The sequence below is a fragment of the Niveispirillum sp. genome (assembly GCF_017996735.1).
GTDB lineage: Bacteria > Pseudomonadota > Alphaproteobacteria > Azospirillales > Azospirillaceae > Niveispirillum.
Window position 1 is genome coordinate 106,872 of record NZ_JAGOGJ010000002.1, and the last position, 14,518, is coordinate 121,389.

A 14,518-nucleotide genomic window follows, 5' to 3' on the forward strand; every position below is an offset into this window, starting at 1 on the left:
GATCCTTAGATCAGGCGACCGATGATGTCCAGAAGGTCGCTCTGGTCGAAACTCCTTTTAACAATATAGGCGCTGGCCCCGACATCAACCCCACGCTCCCTATCCTCTCGCGTCTCCAGAGAGGTGATCAGGATGACGGGGATGTCCGACAGGCGGGGTTCCTGGCGGATACGCTCGGTCAGTTCGAAACCGCCCATGCGGGGCATTTCCACGTCCGACACCACCAGATCAAACAGTTCCCCCGCCAGAACGTTCCAGGCCTCCATCCCGTCCACGCAGGTGCGCACCCGGAACCCGGCCGCTTCCAGCACATGTTTGAACAGGGTGCGGGCCGTGATGCTGTCCTCGGCGATCAGGATGGATTTGCGCGCATTGGCCGTTGCATTCGTGACCGGTCGCGCCGCCATGGCCTGGAAATCGGGTCGCAGCGCCGCGCGCAGCACTTCATGCACGTTCAGCACGAACCCCAGCCGCCCCGAGGGCAGGGCCACGGCGCCCGCCACGGCCGGCACCCGTGTCAGGGGCCAGCCCAGCGGCTTCATCAGGATCTCGCTCTCTCCGACCACATGCTCGACCTCCACCGCCAGGCGCTGCCCGGCGGCGGCCAGCACGATGTAGGACCGGAAGTCCCCCGCCGGCCCCGCCGCGCCCAGGCGCAAAAGGTCGCACAGGCGGACCAGCGCCAGGGGCCGGCCGTCGATGCGCAGCATCTCGCGCCCCTCGACGGTCATGACCTCACCGCTGGCCACCCGGCCCACGCGTTCGATGCGGTTGGTGGGCATGGCGTAGCAGCCGCCGCAGACATCGGCCATCACCACCCGGAACGCGGCCATGGTGACGGGCAGCAGCAGGCGGAAGGTCGTCCCCCGGCCCGGCAGGGATTCCACCGTGACCGTGCCGCCCAGCCGTTCCACCTTTTCCTGCACGATGGCCAGGCCCAGTCCGCGCCCGGAAATATCGGTGATGGCGTTGCTGGTTGACAGGCCGGATTGGAAGGCCAGGGCCATGACCTGATCGGACGCGAGGCCGGCGGCCTGTTCGGCCTCCAGCAGGCCCTGCGCGACGGCTTCGGAGGCCAGACGGCCCAGATCCATGCCCTTGCCGTCATCGGCGATGGCGATTTCCGCCCGGCCACCCTCACGCTGGCTGACGGACAGGGTGACGGTGGCGTGGGCGGGCTTGCCGGCGGCCAGCCGGTCGGCCGGCAGTTCGATGCCATGGTCGATGGCGTTGCGGGCCAGATGCAGCAGCGCTTCGCGCAGTTCCTCCTGCACCCGGCGATCCAGTTCCAGCTCCTGTCCCGCCAGCACCAGATGCACATCCTTGCCCTGACGGCGTGACAGGTCACGCAAATCCTGGGCTACCGGTTCCAGCAGGGTGGCGGCAGGCAGCATCAGCACCTGTTTGGTGCCCGACAGAAGACTGTCCACGCCCTTGGACAGGCCGCGCACATCCTGGTCGGCCTCCAGCGCCAGCCGGCCCAGCTTCGCCCCGATCCAGGCCAGCGTCTGCGCGTCATGGTCGGCCTGCTGCGCGGCGTCCAGGCGCTGACGGGTGCGCATGCGCTCGGTCAGGCCATGGCCCAGCGCCCTGATCTCCGCCACCCGTTCCCCGCCCGACAGTTTGGCGGTGATCAGTTCCTCTGCCTGATGCAGCAGGAAGTCCAGCCGCTCGATCGGCACACGCAGGGTCTGCCGCGCCGCCGGTCGTGCGCCTTCATCCCTTGCCGGTTTCGGCGGCGGCGGGGGCGGCTGGACGGGCGGTGGGGGTGGGGTGGGGGCAAGGGCCACGGGCGGTGCTGTGGGCGGCGGTGGCAGTGGCGGAGGGGATGAACCCAAGCGGGCCGCCCCCTCCAGCCGCTGCACCAGCATATCCAGCCTGTCCACCGGGGGCGGGCTGGTGCCGTTCACCTCGTTCGGCACCATCTGGCGCAGGGCCGCGAAACCGTCGGACAGAACGGCAACGACGGCCGGAGCCAGCCGCAGGTCGCCGCGCTTCAGCAGCGCCAGCAGCGATTCCATGGCATGGCACAGGGCCACCAGATGCGTCAGGTTGACGGTGCGGGCCGCCCCCTTCAGCGTGTGTACCTCGCGGAAGGTCTTTTCGATCAGTTCCCGCGCCCGCTGTTCGGAAACCCCCTGTTCCAGTTCGCGCAACGATACCGCCAGCGAACCGACATGTTCCTCCGCCTCGACCGTGAACATGGCGAGCAGGCGTTGGAAAAGCTGTTCGTTGCGGCTGTTCATCGCGCTGGCTCCGGACCGGTCACGCCTTGTACTGGCCAACCAGCGATTTCAGCCGATGGCCGAGCGCGTTCAGGTTATGGGCCGCCGTCTCCGCCTGCTTGGTGGCGATGGTGTTCTGGCTGCTGGCCTGACGGATGCTGTCCATGGCCAGCGCCACCTGATCGATGCCCACCTGCTGCTGCTGGTTCGACGCCACGATCTGGGTACTGGCCTGGGTGGCCAATGCGATATTCTGGGCCAGCCGCTCGATGGCTTGCCCCGCCTCCTGCGCCTGTTTCACGCCGGCATCGACGGCCTTGCTGCCCTGTTCTGCGGCCAGGACGGCGGTGGCCGTGGCCTTCTGGATGTCGCCCAGGATGGCGCGCACCTGCGCCGTGGCCTGCTTGGACTGTTCGGCCAGGCTTTTCACCTCGGCCGCCACGACCACGAAGCCCTTGCCCTGTTCGCCGGCGCGCGCCGCCTCGATAGCGGCATTGACGGCCAGCAGGTTGGACTGTTCGGCCAGATCATTGACCGAGGCCACGATGGTACCGATGGCCTGGCTCTGTTCGGACAGTTTGATCACCGCCTCGGCGATCGACCCGATCTGTTCGCGTACCAGCCCGATACCGGCAATTGACTGTTCCACCGACCGTTTGCCGGTGGCAGAGATCTGGGCCGTGGCCTGCGCCGTGTCCGCCACATGGCGGGCCTTCTCGGTGGAAAGCTGCGAGGTCTTGCGTACCTCTTCCATGGTGGAACTGGTTTCGGCCAGGGCCGTCGCCGTTTCCGCCGCCGAGGCCGAAACCTGGGCCGTGGTGGATACGATCTGGCTGCCGGCCGTGCCCAGCACATTCACCCCTTCCGACAGTTCCTGGATCAATTGGCGCAGGGCGCGGGTCATGTCGCGGAAGGTGTTGTTCAGGATGCCGACCTCGTCCTCGCGATGGGACGGGGCGATATCGGTGGTCAGGTCGCCCTTGCCGATCCGTTCCGCCGTGGCCGTGATGTCCCGCAGCGGCGTCACGATATTGGCCGACAGGAAGATGCCCGACAGCAGCACGATGATCGAGGCCAGCAGTGCGCCGCCGATGACCGTCATGTTGGCCAGCCGGGTGCTTTCTTCCTTGGCGTCGTCGCGTTCCTTCAGCAGGCGGGTTTCGATATCCTGCATATGCTGGATGGCGTTGCGGAACTCCACCATGGCCTTGCGGCCGGTGTCGCTTTTGATCTCACGCTGGGCCGCCTCGAACCCTTCGTTACGGCGCAGATCGATGCGTTTCTGCGCCTCTGCCAGCCGGTTGCGCGCCGTCTGTTCCACCCGGTTCAGATTTTTCTGCTGTTCGGCATTGTCGCCGGTCATGCTGCGGATATCGGTGATGATCGTGTCCAGCGACTGGCGCGCGGCCTCATAGGGTTCCAGGAAGGGCTCGTCGCCGGTGATGACAAAGCCGCGCTGCCCCGCCTCGATATCCTGCACGGCCGATAACAGGTCGCCCAGCCGGTTCTGGACCAGATGGGTATGTTCGCTCCACCGCGCCGCCTCTGTCAGGCGGGCCGTCGTGTCCAGCGACACCCAGCCCACGCCCAGCACCACCAGCAGCAGCAGGCCCAGACAGCCCCAGATCTTCTTGCCAACCGTGATCTTCATTTCAGTTCCCCCGCGTCCCGGCCGAACCGTCCGCTGCCACGATGCCCGTCAGGGCACCATCCTCGAAAAATGCGCCGGCATCCAGCACCAGCGCACCCTGTTCCGTCACGCCCAGATAGAAACGGCGATGGCCATGCACGGTCGCCGGCACCGGGTCCAGCGACGACCGGGCCACCGGATGCAGACCCTGCACCGCGCTGCTGGCCAGGGCCAGCACCCGCCCACCCTGATGCAGGACCACCAGCGGCCCGTCATCCGGTTCCGCCCCGGCACATCCGGTCAGGGCGGAAAAATCCAGGACCGTCACGATCTCGCCCCGCAGATGCACAACACCGGCGGCCCAGGCCGGGGCCTGCGGCACCCGTGTGGGCGGCGGGCTGGGCGTCACTTCACGCACCAGCCGGCTGTCCACGGCATGCCGGCGCCCGCCAATATCGAATTCCAGGATGCGGATCTCGTCGCGCGGTACGGCCGGGGCCTGGGTGGCGCGCGCCAGCCGCTCGGCCCGTTCGCGCAGGCGCCGGTCCACCTCTGCCTGATCGGGTTCGAACCCACGTTCCAGCCCGTCCATGGCAGCCCGGATGCGGGCATGCATGGCGTTCCAGTCGATGTCCCGATCCGGTGTCCCTGTGCTCATGCCCCCACCTCCGCACTGGCCACCCGCACGATCTCGATCAGGCGGCCCACCGTCAATCCGTCGCTTTCGGCCAGGGTTTCGGCCGGGTCATGCGCGGCCAGCAGGGTAAGGGCGTTGCGGTAGCAGCGCCTGGCCTCCGCCCGCCGCCCCTCCGCCACGGCCAGCCCGGCCAGCGCCACATGGGCCAGGATATAGTCGGGGTCCAGGAACAGGGCGCGTTTCAACGCCTCCGCCGCCCCGCGCGCATCCCCGCATTCCTGGCGGATCATGGCCAGCAGGTAATGGCGCTCCGGCGCCAGCCGGTCCACGGCGAGTGCGCGGCGGCAGCATTCATCGGCCAGATCCAGCCGCCCCTCATTGGCATAGAGCCGCGCCAGCAGGGTCAGGGCCTTGCCATCGGCCGCCAGATAGGGATCGGACAGCAGCAGGGCGATCGCCTCGGCATTCTCGCCCCGCTGATAAAGCACCAGCGCCCGGTCCAGCGGCGCCACCGCTTCCGGCTCCACCACGGCCACCACCGGTGGTGGGGGAGGCAGCGGGACCGACAGCAGCGGCAGGACCGGCGCCGGCTCCTCCGGCAGCGGCGGCAGGGTGAAGGGCATCAGCGGCGGGGCCGACGGCTTGCGATAGATGGTGGCGTTGGACAGGCCGATATTGACCAGTGGCGCGAACAGTTCCGACGATCCTTCCACCGACGCCGCGACCAGCCAGCCGCCTTCGACCAGCGAATGCTGCAGGTTGCCCACTACCTGCCGCGCCCGCGCCGTGCTGAAATACATCAGCACATTGCGGCAGAAGATGATGTCCATGCCGTTGGTGTTGTTATGCACCGACGGGTACAGATCCTCGGCCAGATTGTGATAGGCGAAGCTGACCATGCGCCTTATATGGGGCGCGATTTCCCAGCGCCCGCCGCGCGGGGTGAAATAGGTGCGGCGGATTTCCGGATCGATACCCCGGAATGACCATTCACTATAAACGCCATCGATGGCCTTGCGCAGCGAGCGCGGATTGATGTCCGTCGCCAGGATGGTGATGTTCCAGGACTGAATGTCGGGGATCAGCCGGTGCAGCAGGATGGCCATCGTATAGGCCTCCTCCCCCGTCGAGCAGGCCGCACTCCAGATCCGCAGATAACGGCTGTTCGCGAGGCGGCGCTGATCGATCAGGCCGGGCAGGATCCGGGTGGCCAACGCCTCGAAACTGGCCGGTTCCCGGAAAAAATAGGTCTCGCCGATGGTCAGATGGCTGGCCAGCGTCTCGATCTCCGCCCGGTCGACGGGCGTGGACAGGAAATGACGCATGCAGGCGCCGGCATCCGCATAGCCCAGTTCGGCCGCCATCTGTGCCACGGCCCGGTCCAGGTCGGCCCAGCGTTCGGGCGGGTAATGGAGGCCCATACGGGTACCCAGGAAAATACTGAACTCTTCCAGCAGCGAATGCACAACAGGTGCCTGCATCACGATGCGGCCCCCTGTGCCAGCGCGGCATCCAGTTCCGTTTCCTCCGCCATCGACAGGAAGCGGTCGGCATCATGGATGAAGACGGGCCCGTCGGGCAGCGCCGTCACGGCATCGAACCAGCCGCCCGCCGGCACCACCCGTTCGGTGGGCACCAGCGACGCCGCCGGCAGATGGATGGTGCCTTCCACATGGTCGATCCACAGGGCCACCGACCGGTTGGCCAGACGCACCACGACCAGCCCATCATCCAGCCGCGGCGCGCGCGGCACCAGACCCAGCCGTGCCCGCACATCCAGCACGGGCAGGAAACGCCCGCCGACATTGATGACCCCCGCCACGACGGGCGGCGCCCCCGGCAGCGGCGTAAAGGCGGCCATGGCGGTCACCCTTTCCACCTGGCCCAGGCGCACGGCAAAGGGCCTGCCGTCCAGCAGGAACAGCAGCAGATCGACCATGGCATCGGCGGTCGCCGCCTCGGCGGCCCGCACGGCATCCATTCCATCCTCCCGGGTGGCAATCGTTTCCATCTCTTATTGGCCGAAAACAGGGTGTTTCCGCCAGTCCCTTTCACTGTCCATGCGCATAGTTGTACTGCCCATTGCCTTTCCACCGCCATGGCGCGACAAAGATTACAAAGTCCAATCAAGAAAGCGAACCATGCGCCACCGCCTTCCGGCCCTTCTGCTGGCCTGTCTTTCCGCCCTTCCCGCCACAGCCGAACAATTGACCATCGAACGGGTGGTCGCCAGCCCCGCCCTGGCGGGGGCGGCCCCGCGCGGGGTGGAATTCTCCCCCGATGGCACCCGCGTCACCTATCTGGAGCGCGCGGCCAGCGATGCCAGCCGCCGCGATCTCTGGGCCTATGACCTGAAACAGGGCAAGCCCGTGCTGCTGCTGGACAGCGCCGAATTCGCCGCTGTCCCCGAAAGCGAGGAAGAGCGGGCGCGGCGCGAGCGGCAGCGCATCCCGGAGACGGGTGTCACCGAATATGTCTGGGACAGCCAGGGCAAGGCCGTTCTGGTGCCGAAATCGGGCGATATCTGGCTGAAGCCGCTGGATGGTGCCGTGCGCCGCCTGACCCGCACGGAGGAGGCCGAGACCGATCCCAAATTCAGCCCCGACGGCAGCCATGTCGCCTATGTCCGGGCCGGTAACCTGTATATCCAGAACCTGTCCACCGGCGTGGAGCGCGCCATCACGACGGATGGCGGCAAGGATGCCATCCTGAACGGCATGGCGGAGTTCGTGGCGCAGGAGGAGATGGACCGCGACACCGGCTATTGGTGGTCGCCCGATGGCAAATCCATCGCCTATGCCCGCGTCGATGAAAGCAAGGTGCCGCTGGTCAACCGCTATGATTACGGTGCCGACGGGGTGAAGGTGATCCCGCAGCGCTATCCGTTCGCGGGCGGGCCGAACGTGGCCATCCAGCTTCTGGTGGCGCCCATCGACGGGTCGGCCCCGCCGGTCGCCATCGATCTGGGCCCCGATCCCGACATCTATCTGGCGCGCGTCAACTGGAAACCCGATGGCGGGCTGGCGGTGCAGCGCATCAGCCGTGATCAGAAGCGCCTGGACCTTCTGTTCGCCGATGTGAAGACGGGCCGCACGCGGCTGGCCCTGTCCGACACCAAATCCACCTGGGTCGATCTGCACAAGGACCTGTATTTCCTGGCGGATGGACGCTTCATCTGGTCGTCCGAACAGTCGGGCTGGCGCCATCTCTACCTGCATGACCGGTATGGCAAGCGGCTGCACGCCATCACGCGCGGCAAATGGCCGGTGCATGGACTGGCCGGGGTCGATGTCAAGGCGGGCACCGTGGTGTTCACGGCCCTGAAGGACGGGCCGCTGGAACGCCATGTCTTTACGGCCCGGCTGGATGGCCGCGATGCCGGCAGCCCGCGCCGCATCAGCCAGGGCGAGGGCTGGCACGGCGCCGTCCTGGCCGATGCCGGCGGCGCCTGGCTGGACGCGTTTTCCAGCCCCTCGCAGCCGCCGCAGCTATCCTTGCGCGACCGCGACGGCAAGGTGCTGACCTGGCTGCAGGAAAACAAGGTGGAGGGGACGCATCCCTACGCCCCCTATATGGCGAACCATATCCTGCCCACCTATGGCACCCTGAAGGCCCCGGATGGGGAAACGCTGTACTGGTCGATGCTGAAGCCGCCGGGCGTGGATGCGGCCCATCCGGCGCCGGCCATCATCTATACCTATGGCGGCCCCACCTCCCGCGTTGTCACCAAGGGCTGGGGCGGCCGCACCAGCCTGTTCCTGCAGGCGCTGGCCCAGTCGGGCTATGTGGTCTTCATGCTGGATAATCGCGGTACGCCGGGCCAGGGCAAGGACTTCCTGGACCAGATCCACAATGGCTTTGGCACCGTGGAGCCCGACGATCAGGCCCTGGGGGCCAAATATCTGAAGACCCTGCCCTTCATCAAGGGTGACCGGATTGGCATCTATGGCCATTCCTATGGCGGCTACAACAGTTTGATGAGTCTGCTGCGCCATGGCGAGCTTTATGCCGCCGGCGTCGCCGCCGCGCCGGTCAGCGACTGGAAACTGTACGACACCTTCTATACGGAACGGTTCATCGGCCGCCCGGACGCCAAGGGCGGCGTCTATGAGCGGGCGGACGCCAACAGGCTGGCCGACAAATTGTCAAAGCCGCTGCTGCTGATCCATGGCATGGCCGATGACAATGTCTTCCTGGACAATTCCGTGCGCATGGCGGCCGCCCTGCAGCAGGCGCGCAAGCCGTTCGACATGATGTTCTATCCGGGCGAACGCCACGGCTTTTACGACACCAACCTGGCCGCGCATTATTATCTGTCGGCCAAGGCGTTTTTTGATCGGGAGTTGAAGGGGAAATAGGGGCGTCGCTCACCATCCCCCGCCCCGCTTCGCCGTGGCAGGGGATGATGAGACCGGTTGGGGGTGTGGCGTCAGCCCAATATGCCCGGCAGGTTCAGGCCCTTTTCCCGCGCGCAGTCCCGGGCGATGTCGTAGCCGGCGTCGGCATGGCGCATGACGCCCGTGGCGGGGTCGTTCCACAGCACGCGTTCCAGGCGGCGGGCGGCGGCAGGCGTGCCGTCGGCGACGATGACGACGCCGCTATGCTGGGAAAAGCCCATGCCCACCCCGCCGCCATGGTGCAGGGAGACCCAGGTGGCGCCCGACGCGGTGTTGAGCAGGGCGTTCAGCAGCGGCCAGTCGGAGACGGCGTCGGACCCGTCCAGCATGGCCTCTGTCTCGCGGTTGGGCGAGGCGACGGAGCCGCTGTCCAGATGGTCGCGGCCGATGACCACGGGGGCCTTCAACTCGCCCTTGGCCACCATCTCGTTGAAGGCGAGCGCCAGACGGTGACGGTCGCCCAGGCCGACCCAGCAGATACGGGCGGGCAGGCCCTGGAACTTGATCTTTTCCCGCGCCATGTCCAGCCAGTGATGCAGGTGGGCATTATCGGGCAGCAGTTCCTTCACCTTGGCGTCGGTCTTGTAGATATCCTCCGGATCGCCCGACAGGGCCGCCCAGCGGAAGGGGCCGATGCCGCGACAGAAAAGCGGGCGGATATAGGCGGGCACGAAGCCAGGGAAGGCGAAGGCGTCGGTAACCCCCTCCTCCAGCGCCATCTGCCGGATATTATTGCCGTAATCCAGCGTGGGCACGCCTTCTTTCCAGAAATCCAGCATGGCGCGGACCTGGACCGCCATGGAGGCGCGGGATGCCTTCTCCACGCTTTTGGGGTCCTCCTCCCGCGCCTTCAGCCATTGATCGAGCGTCCAGCCGGCGGGCAGGTAGCCGTTGATCGGGTCATGGGCGGATGTCTGATCGGTGACGGCATCGGGGCGCACGCCGCGGCGGACCAGTTCGGGGAAGACATCCGCCGCGTTGCCCAGCAGGCCGACGGAGACCGGCTTTCTGGCCTTGCAGCTTTCATCGATGATGGACAGCGCTTCATCCAGGCTGTCGGTGGCGCGGTCGAGATAGCCGGTGCGCAGGCGCATATCGATGCGCGATGGCTGGCATTCCACGGCCAGACAGGAGGCGCCGGCCATCACGGCGGCCAGCGGCTGGGCCCCGCCCATGCCGCCCAGACCGCCGGTCAGGATCCAGCGGCCGGCAAGGCTGCCGCCATAATGACGGCGGCCCACCTCCACAAAGGTCTCATAGGTGCCCTGGACGATGCCCTGAGTGCCGATATAGATCCAGCTTCCGGCCGTCATCTGGCCGTACATCATCAGGCCCTTGGCATCCAGTTCATGGAACTTGTCCCAGGTGGCCCAGTGCGGCACCAGATTGGAATTGGCGATCAGGACGCGCGGGGCATCTTCATGGGTGCGGAAGACGCCGACCGGCTTGCCGGACTGTACCAGCAGGGTCTGGTCATCCTCCAGATCGCGCAGTGCCGACACGATGCGGTCGAAACTGGCCCAGTCGCGCGCCGCACGCCCGATGCCGCCATAGACCACCAGCTCCTCCGGCCGTTCGGCCACGTCGGGGTCCAGGTTGTTCATCAGCATGCGCAGGGCGGCTTCCGTCAACCAGGACTTGGCGGTGCGGTCAGTGCCGTGGGGCGCGCGGATCACGCGGGTATTGTCGATGCGGCTCATCATGTCCTCGGTTATTTCGCGTCCGTCGCCCAGCCGATGCAGGCGGTCAGGATGTTGCGCAGGGCCTTCACCATCGGAGCCGCATAAGCGGCATCATAGGCGGGGGGCCAGTTGTCGGGCGCCAGATCGCCCTCGGGTTCCAGCAGGTAACCGCGTGTCGCCAGTTCCATCTGCACCGCATGCACGCCCTTGGCGGGCTGCCCGTAATGGCGGGTGATGTGGCCGCCCTTGAAGCGGCCATTGGTCACGCGGGTGAATTGTGTGACATCACACGCCGCCTCGATCACCCGCGTCAGGCTGGGGTCGCAGCTTCTGCCCTCGAACGTGCCGATGTTGAAATGCGGCAGGGCGCCGTCGAACAGGCGCGGCACGAAGGACCGGATGGAGTGGCAATCATAGAGCACCACACGCGGATGGGTGCGGCGCAGGCGCAGGATCTCGGCCATCAGGGCCGCGTGATAGGGGGCATGGAACAGTTCGCGCCGGCGCAGGCTTTCCAGCGCGTCGGGCTCGCGGCCGGGACGATAAAGCGGCTCGCCATCAAAACTGGTCAGCGGGCAGAGGTCGGTCGTGGCCTGTCCCGGATAAAGCGAGGCGCCGTCGGGCGGACGGTTCACGTCGATCATGGTGCGCGACAAGGTCGTCTGCACGATGGTGGCGCCCAGGTCGCGGGCGAAGAAATAAAGCTGATCCACCCACCAGTCGGCATCCTTGCGCGCCAGCCAGGGATCGACCAGCGCATCTTCCATTTCCCAATCGATCTCCGTTCCCGCATGCGGGATGGAAAGGATCAGGGGGGCGGTGCCCTGGTGGATGATCAGCCAGTCCTGTTCCATGATCGCTTCCTCCTGTTCTGGGCGGGGGGGGGGCCCCTCCCTCTCCCACCTTGGTGGGCGAGGGGTGAAATATCGCCCCTCTACCATTGTCGTGGGCGAGGGGTGGAATATCGCCCCTCTACCGTTTGCGGGAGAGGGAGGGGCCCGAACGCGGCAGCGTTTGGGAGGGTGAGGGAGCAACCATCCTTACATACAAGGCAGGTCCACGCCCGCCGCCGTCACTGTCCTGATCAGGGCACCGGAGCGGACCAGGGTCAAGGCGGCGGCAATGTCGGCGTGGAAATAACGGTCGTCGGTCAGGGTCGGCACCTCCGCGCGCAGGGTGGCGCGCAGGCTTTCCAGGACCGTGCTGCTGGTCAGGGGGGCGTGGAAGTCGCAGCCCTGGGCCGCCGACAGATATTCGATGGCCACCACGCTGTCGGCGTTTTCCACCATGGACAGCAGGCGCCGGGCGCCGTGGGCCGCCATGGAGACATGATCTTCCTGGTTGGCGGAGGTGGGGATGCTGTCGACGCTGGCCGGGTAGGCGCGTTGCTTGTTTTCCGACACCAGCGCGGCGGCGGTGACCTGTGGGATCATGAAGCCGGAATTCAGGCCGGGTTTCGGCGTCAGGAAGGCGGGCAGGCCGGACAAGGCCGGGTCCACCAGCATGGCGATGCGGCGCTCCGACAGGGACCCGATCTCACACACCGCCATGGCGATCATGTCGGCGGCGAAGGCCACCGGTTCGGCGTGGAAATTGCCGCCGGACAGCACGCTGTCATCCTCGGCAAAGACCAGCGGGTTGTCGGAGACGGCGTTGGCCTCCGTCAACAGGGTCTGGCCCGCCTGACGCAGCAGGTCCAGGGCGGCCCCCATCACCTGCGGCTGGCAGCGCAGGCAATAGGGGTCCTGCACGCGGATATCATCCTCGCGGTGGGAGGCGCGGATGGCGGAGCCGTCCATCAGGCGGCGCAGCGTGTCGGCCACGGCAATCTGGCCCTTATGCCCGCGCAGCAGATGGATACGCGGGTCGAAGGGGGTGTCGGACCCCTTGGCCGCCTCGGTGGAGAGTGCGCCGGTGGCGAGCGCCGAGCCGTGCAGGCGTTCGGCTTCGAACAGGCCGGCCAGCGCATAGGCCGTCGAGAATTGCGTGCCGTTCAGCAGGGCCAGCCCTTCCTTCGGCCCCAGGGTCAGGGGCGACAGGCCGGCCGCGGCCAGCGCGTCGGCGGCCTTCATGCGCGTACCCTTGGCGATGACCTCGCCATGGCCGATCATGGATGCTGCCATATGCGACAGGGGGGCCAGATCGCCCGAGGCGCCGACCGAGCCCTGGGCCGGGACCACGGGCAGGATGTCTTGCGTCAGCAGCGCTTCCAGCAGGTCCAGCGTTTCCGGCCGCACGCCCGAGGCGCCCACGCCCAGGCTGGACAGCTTCAGCGCCATCATCAGGCGCAGCACGGTACGCGGCATCGGCTCACCCACGCCGGCGGCATGGGACAGCACGATGTTGCGTTGCAGCAATTCCAGATCGTCGGTGGCGATGCGGACGGAGGCCAGCTTGCCGAAACCGGTATTCACGCCATAGACGGGGTCGCCCTTGGCGATGATGCGGGCGATGGTGGCGGCGCTGCGCTCCACCGCCGGGCGGCAGGCGGGGTCCAGTGTGACGGCGGCCCCGTTATAGATGCGGCGCCAGTCGGACAGGCTGACAGCGCCGGGGCGCAGCGTGACGGACATGGAGTGCGACATCAGATCCCCCTGTGGATACGGGCGTGCAGGGGGTTGAACCCCATGCGGTAGACAAGTTCGGCGGGACGCTCAATGTCCCAGATGGCGAGGTCGCATTGTTTGCCGGCCGCCAGCACGCCGATATCGGCCTGCCTTCCCAGCGCCTTGGCGGCGTGGCGGGTGGCGCCCAGCAGGCATTCCTCCACACTCATCCGGAACAGGGTGGCGGCCATGTTCAGCGACAGCAGCAGCGAAGTCAGCGGCGCGGTGCCGGGGTTGCAGTCGGTTGCCACCGCCATGGGCACGCCGTGCAACCGGAACAGGTCGATGGGCGGCGCCTTGGTATCGCGGGTGAAATAATAGGCGCCGGGCAGCATGACGGCGACCGTGCCCGATTGCGCCATGGCGCGCACGGCGGGTTCATCGACATGTTCCAGATGGTCGGCCGACAGTGCCCCGCACTGCGCAGCCAGCGCCGCACCGTTCAGGTTGGAAAGCTGCTCGGCATGCAGCTTGATAGCCAGCCCATTGGCCTTGGCGGCGTGGAAGACGCGGCGGACCTGGGCCAGGGAAAAGCCGATGCCTTCGCAGAACCCATCCACCGCGTCGGCCAGCTTATGCTGCGCAACATGCGGGATCATGGTGCGGCAGACCAGATCGATATAGGCGTCGTGATCCTCGGCATATTCCGGCGGTACCGCATGGGCGCCCAGGAAGGTGGTGGCGACATCGACGCCGCGATGATCGGCCAGCGCGCGGGCGGCGCGCAGCATCTTCACCTCGTCCGCCAGCGTCAGGCCATAGCCGGACTTCACCTCGATCGTCGTCACGCCCTCGTCCAGCAGCGCATCCAGGCGCGGCAGGGCCTGACAGATCAGCGCCTCCGTCGTGGCGGCACGGGTGGCACGCATGGTGGAGACGATGCCGCCGCCGGCCCGCGCAATCTCCTCGTAGGTCGCACCCTTCAGGCGCAGTTCGAATTCATGCGCGCGGTCGCCGGCATGGACCAGATGTGTGTGGCAATCGATCAGGCCCGGCGTGACCCAGCGGCCATCCAGGTCGGTGGTTTGTACCGCGTCGAAAGCGGGGGCGTCGGCCTTGGGGCCGGCAAAAATGATGCGGCCATGCTGCGCAGCAATCACCCCATCCTCAATGATCCCCAGGCCGGGCAGGTCGGGGCGCATGGTGGCAAGGCGCGCATGGGTCCAGAGATGGTCGGCGTTCATGGGGTTCACGTCTCCACTCCCGTCACCCCCGCGAAAGCGGAGACCCGGCGGGGGGCGCGGTCAGCGCCGATATGAGTCATGTCATCGCTTACGCTGCGCCCCCGCTTTCGCGGAGGTGACGCCAGCAGGGCCATCATCACAGGGTGACCATTGAACC

Annotated in this window: 10 protein-coding genes; 1 reads left to right on the forward strand and 9 read right to left on the reverse strand. The window is 67.0% G+C overall.

From position 1 onward, the window contains the following. Positions 1-5: 5 nt before the first annotated feature. The 5 genes from KBA48_RS01400 to KBA48_RS01420 are packed head-to-tail and all read right to left on the reverse strand — an operon-like array spanning position 6 to position 6,473. A complete protein-coding gene (locus KBA48_RS01400) occupies positions 6-2,246 on the reverse strand; it encodes a response regulator (RefSeq protein WP_292903018.1) in 2,241 nt (746 codons plus the stop codon). 19 nt (positions 2,247-2,265) lie between these two features. Next, the gene (locus KBA48_RS01405; protein WP_292903020.1) at positions 2,266-3,876 is read right to left on the reverse strand and encodes a CHASE3 domain-containing protein; all 1,611 of its coding nucleotides are present in this window, start codon (positions 3,874-3,876) and stop codon (positions 2,266-2,268) included. A gap of 1 nt (position 3,877) precedes the next feature. Further along, positions 3,878-4,513 carry a chemotaxis protein CheW gene (locus tag KBA48_RS01410; protein WP_292903022.1) on the reverse strand — a complete coding sequence of 212 codons (636 nt, stop codon included), beginning with the start codon at positions 4,511-4,513 and terminating at the stop codon, positions 3,878-3,880. After that, positions 4,510-5,973, reverse strand: a complete 1,464-nt coding sequence (locus KBA48_RS01415) for a CheR family methyltransferase (protein WP_292903023.1) — start codon at positions 5,971-5,973, stop codon at positions 4,510-4,512. The genes KBA48_RS01410 and KBA48_RS01415 overlap by 4 nt, the downstream gene beginning before the upstream one ends. Continuing rightward, on the reverse strand, positions 5,973-6,473 hold the full coding sequence (locus KBA48_RS01420) for a chemotaxis protein CheW (protein ID WP_292903024.1): 501 nt from the start codon (positions 6,471-6,473) through the stop codon (positions 5,973-5,975). The genes KBA48_RS01415 and KBA48_RS01420 overlap by 1 nt, the downstream gene beginning before the upstream one ends. Before the next feature lie 160 nt (positions 6,474-6,633). Here KBA48_RS01420 and KBA48_RS01425 point away from each other — a divergent pair, with 160 nt between their 5' ends. Beyond that, on the forward strand, positions 6,634-8,850 hold the full coding sequence (locus tag KBA48_RS01425) for a S9 family peptidase (RefSeq protein ID WP_292903025.1): 2,217 nt from the start codon (positions 6,634-6,636) through the stop codon (positions 8,848-8,850). A 71-nt stretch (positions 8,851-8,921) separates the two neighbouring features. Here KBA48_RS01425 and hutU read toward each other — a convergent pair whose 3' ends face one another. The 4 genes from hutU to hutI form a co-directional block, all read right to left on the reverse strand. Further along, positions 8,922-10,592, reverse strand: a complete 1,671-nt coding sequence (gene hutU / locus KBA48_RS01430; RefSeq protein ID WP_292903027.1) for a urocanate hydratase — start codon at positions 10,590-10,592, stop codon at positions 8,922-8,924. 8 nt (positions 10,593-10,600) lie between these two features. Continuing rightward, positions 10,601-11,425, reverse strand: a complete 825-nt coding sequence (hutG, locus tag KBA48_RS01435) for an N-formylglutamate deformylase (RefSeq protein ID WP_292903029.1) — start codon at positions 11,423-11,425, stop codon at positions 10,601-10,603. Positions 11,426-11,611: 186 nt separating this feature from the next. Beyond that, positions 11,612-13,156, reverse strand: coding sequence for a histidine ammonia-lyase (gene hutH / locus KBA48_RS01440; protein WP_292903031.1), 1,545 nt, complete (start codon positions 13,154-13,156; stop codon positions 11,612-11,614). Next, entirely contained in the window at positions 13,156-14,319 is a 1,164-nt protein-coding gene (gene hutI, locus KBA48_RS01445) for an imidazolonepropionase (protein ID WP_292903140.1), read from the reverse strand. Before hutI ends, hutH begins: the two co-directional genes overlap by 1 nt. Between the last annotated feature and the right edge of the window lie 199 nt (positions 14,320-14,518).

What these genes read in the sequence shown, in the direction of transcription:
- KBA48_RS01415 (WP_292903023.1), bottom strand. Translation starts at nt 5,973, where the DNA reads ATGCAGGCACCTGTTGTGCATTCGCTGCTGGAAGAGTTCAGTATTTTC.
- KBA48_RS01425 (WP_292903025.1), top strand. Translation starts at nt 6,634, where the DNA reads ATGCGCCACCGCCTTCCGGCCCTTCTGCTGGCCTGTCTTTCCGCCCTT.
- KBA48_RS01400 (WP_292903018.1), bottom strand. Translation starts at nt 2,246, where the DNA reads ATGAACAGCCGCAACGAACAGCTTTTCCAACGCCTGCTCGCCATGTTC.
- hutI (WP_292903140.1), bottom strand. Translation starts at nt 14,319, where the DNA reads ATGCGCCCCGACCTGCCCGGCCTGGGGATCATTGAGGATGGGGTGATT.
- KBA48_RS01410 (WP_292903022.1), bottom strand. Translation starts at nt 4,513, where the DNA reads ATGAGCACAGGGACACCGGATCGGGACATCGACTGGAACGCCATGCAT.
- KBA48_RS01405 (WP_292903020.1), bottom strand. Translation starts at nt 3,876, where the DNA reads ATGAAGATCACGGTTGGCAAGAAGATCTGGGGCTGTCTGGGCCTGCTG.
- KBA48_RS01420 (WP_292903024.1), bottom strand. Translation starts at nt 6,473, where the DNA reads ATGGATGCCGTGCGGGCCGCCGAGGCGGCGACCGCCGATGCCATGGTC.
- hutH (WP_292903031.1), bottom strand. Translation starts at nt 13,156, where the DNA reads ATGTCGCACTCCATGTCCGTCACGCTGCGCCCCGGCGCTGTCAGCCTG.
- hutG (WP_292903029.1), bottom strand. Translation starts at nt 11,425, where the DNA reads ATGGAACAGGACTGGCTGATCATCCACCAGGGCACCGCCCCCCTGATC.
- hutU (WP_292903027.1), bottom strand. Translation starts at nt 10,592, where the DNA reads ATGATGAGCCGCATCGACAATACCCGCGTGATCCGCGCGCCCCACGGC.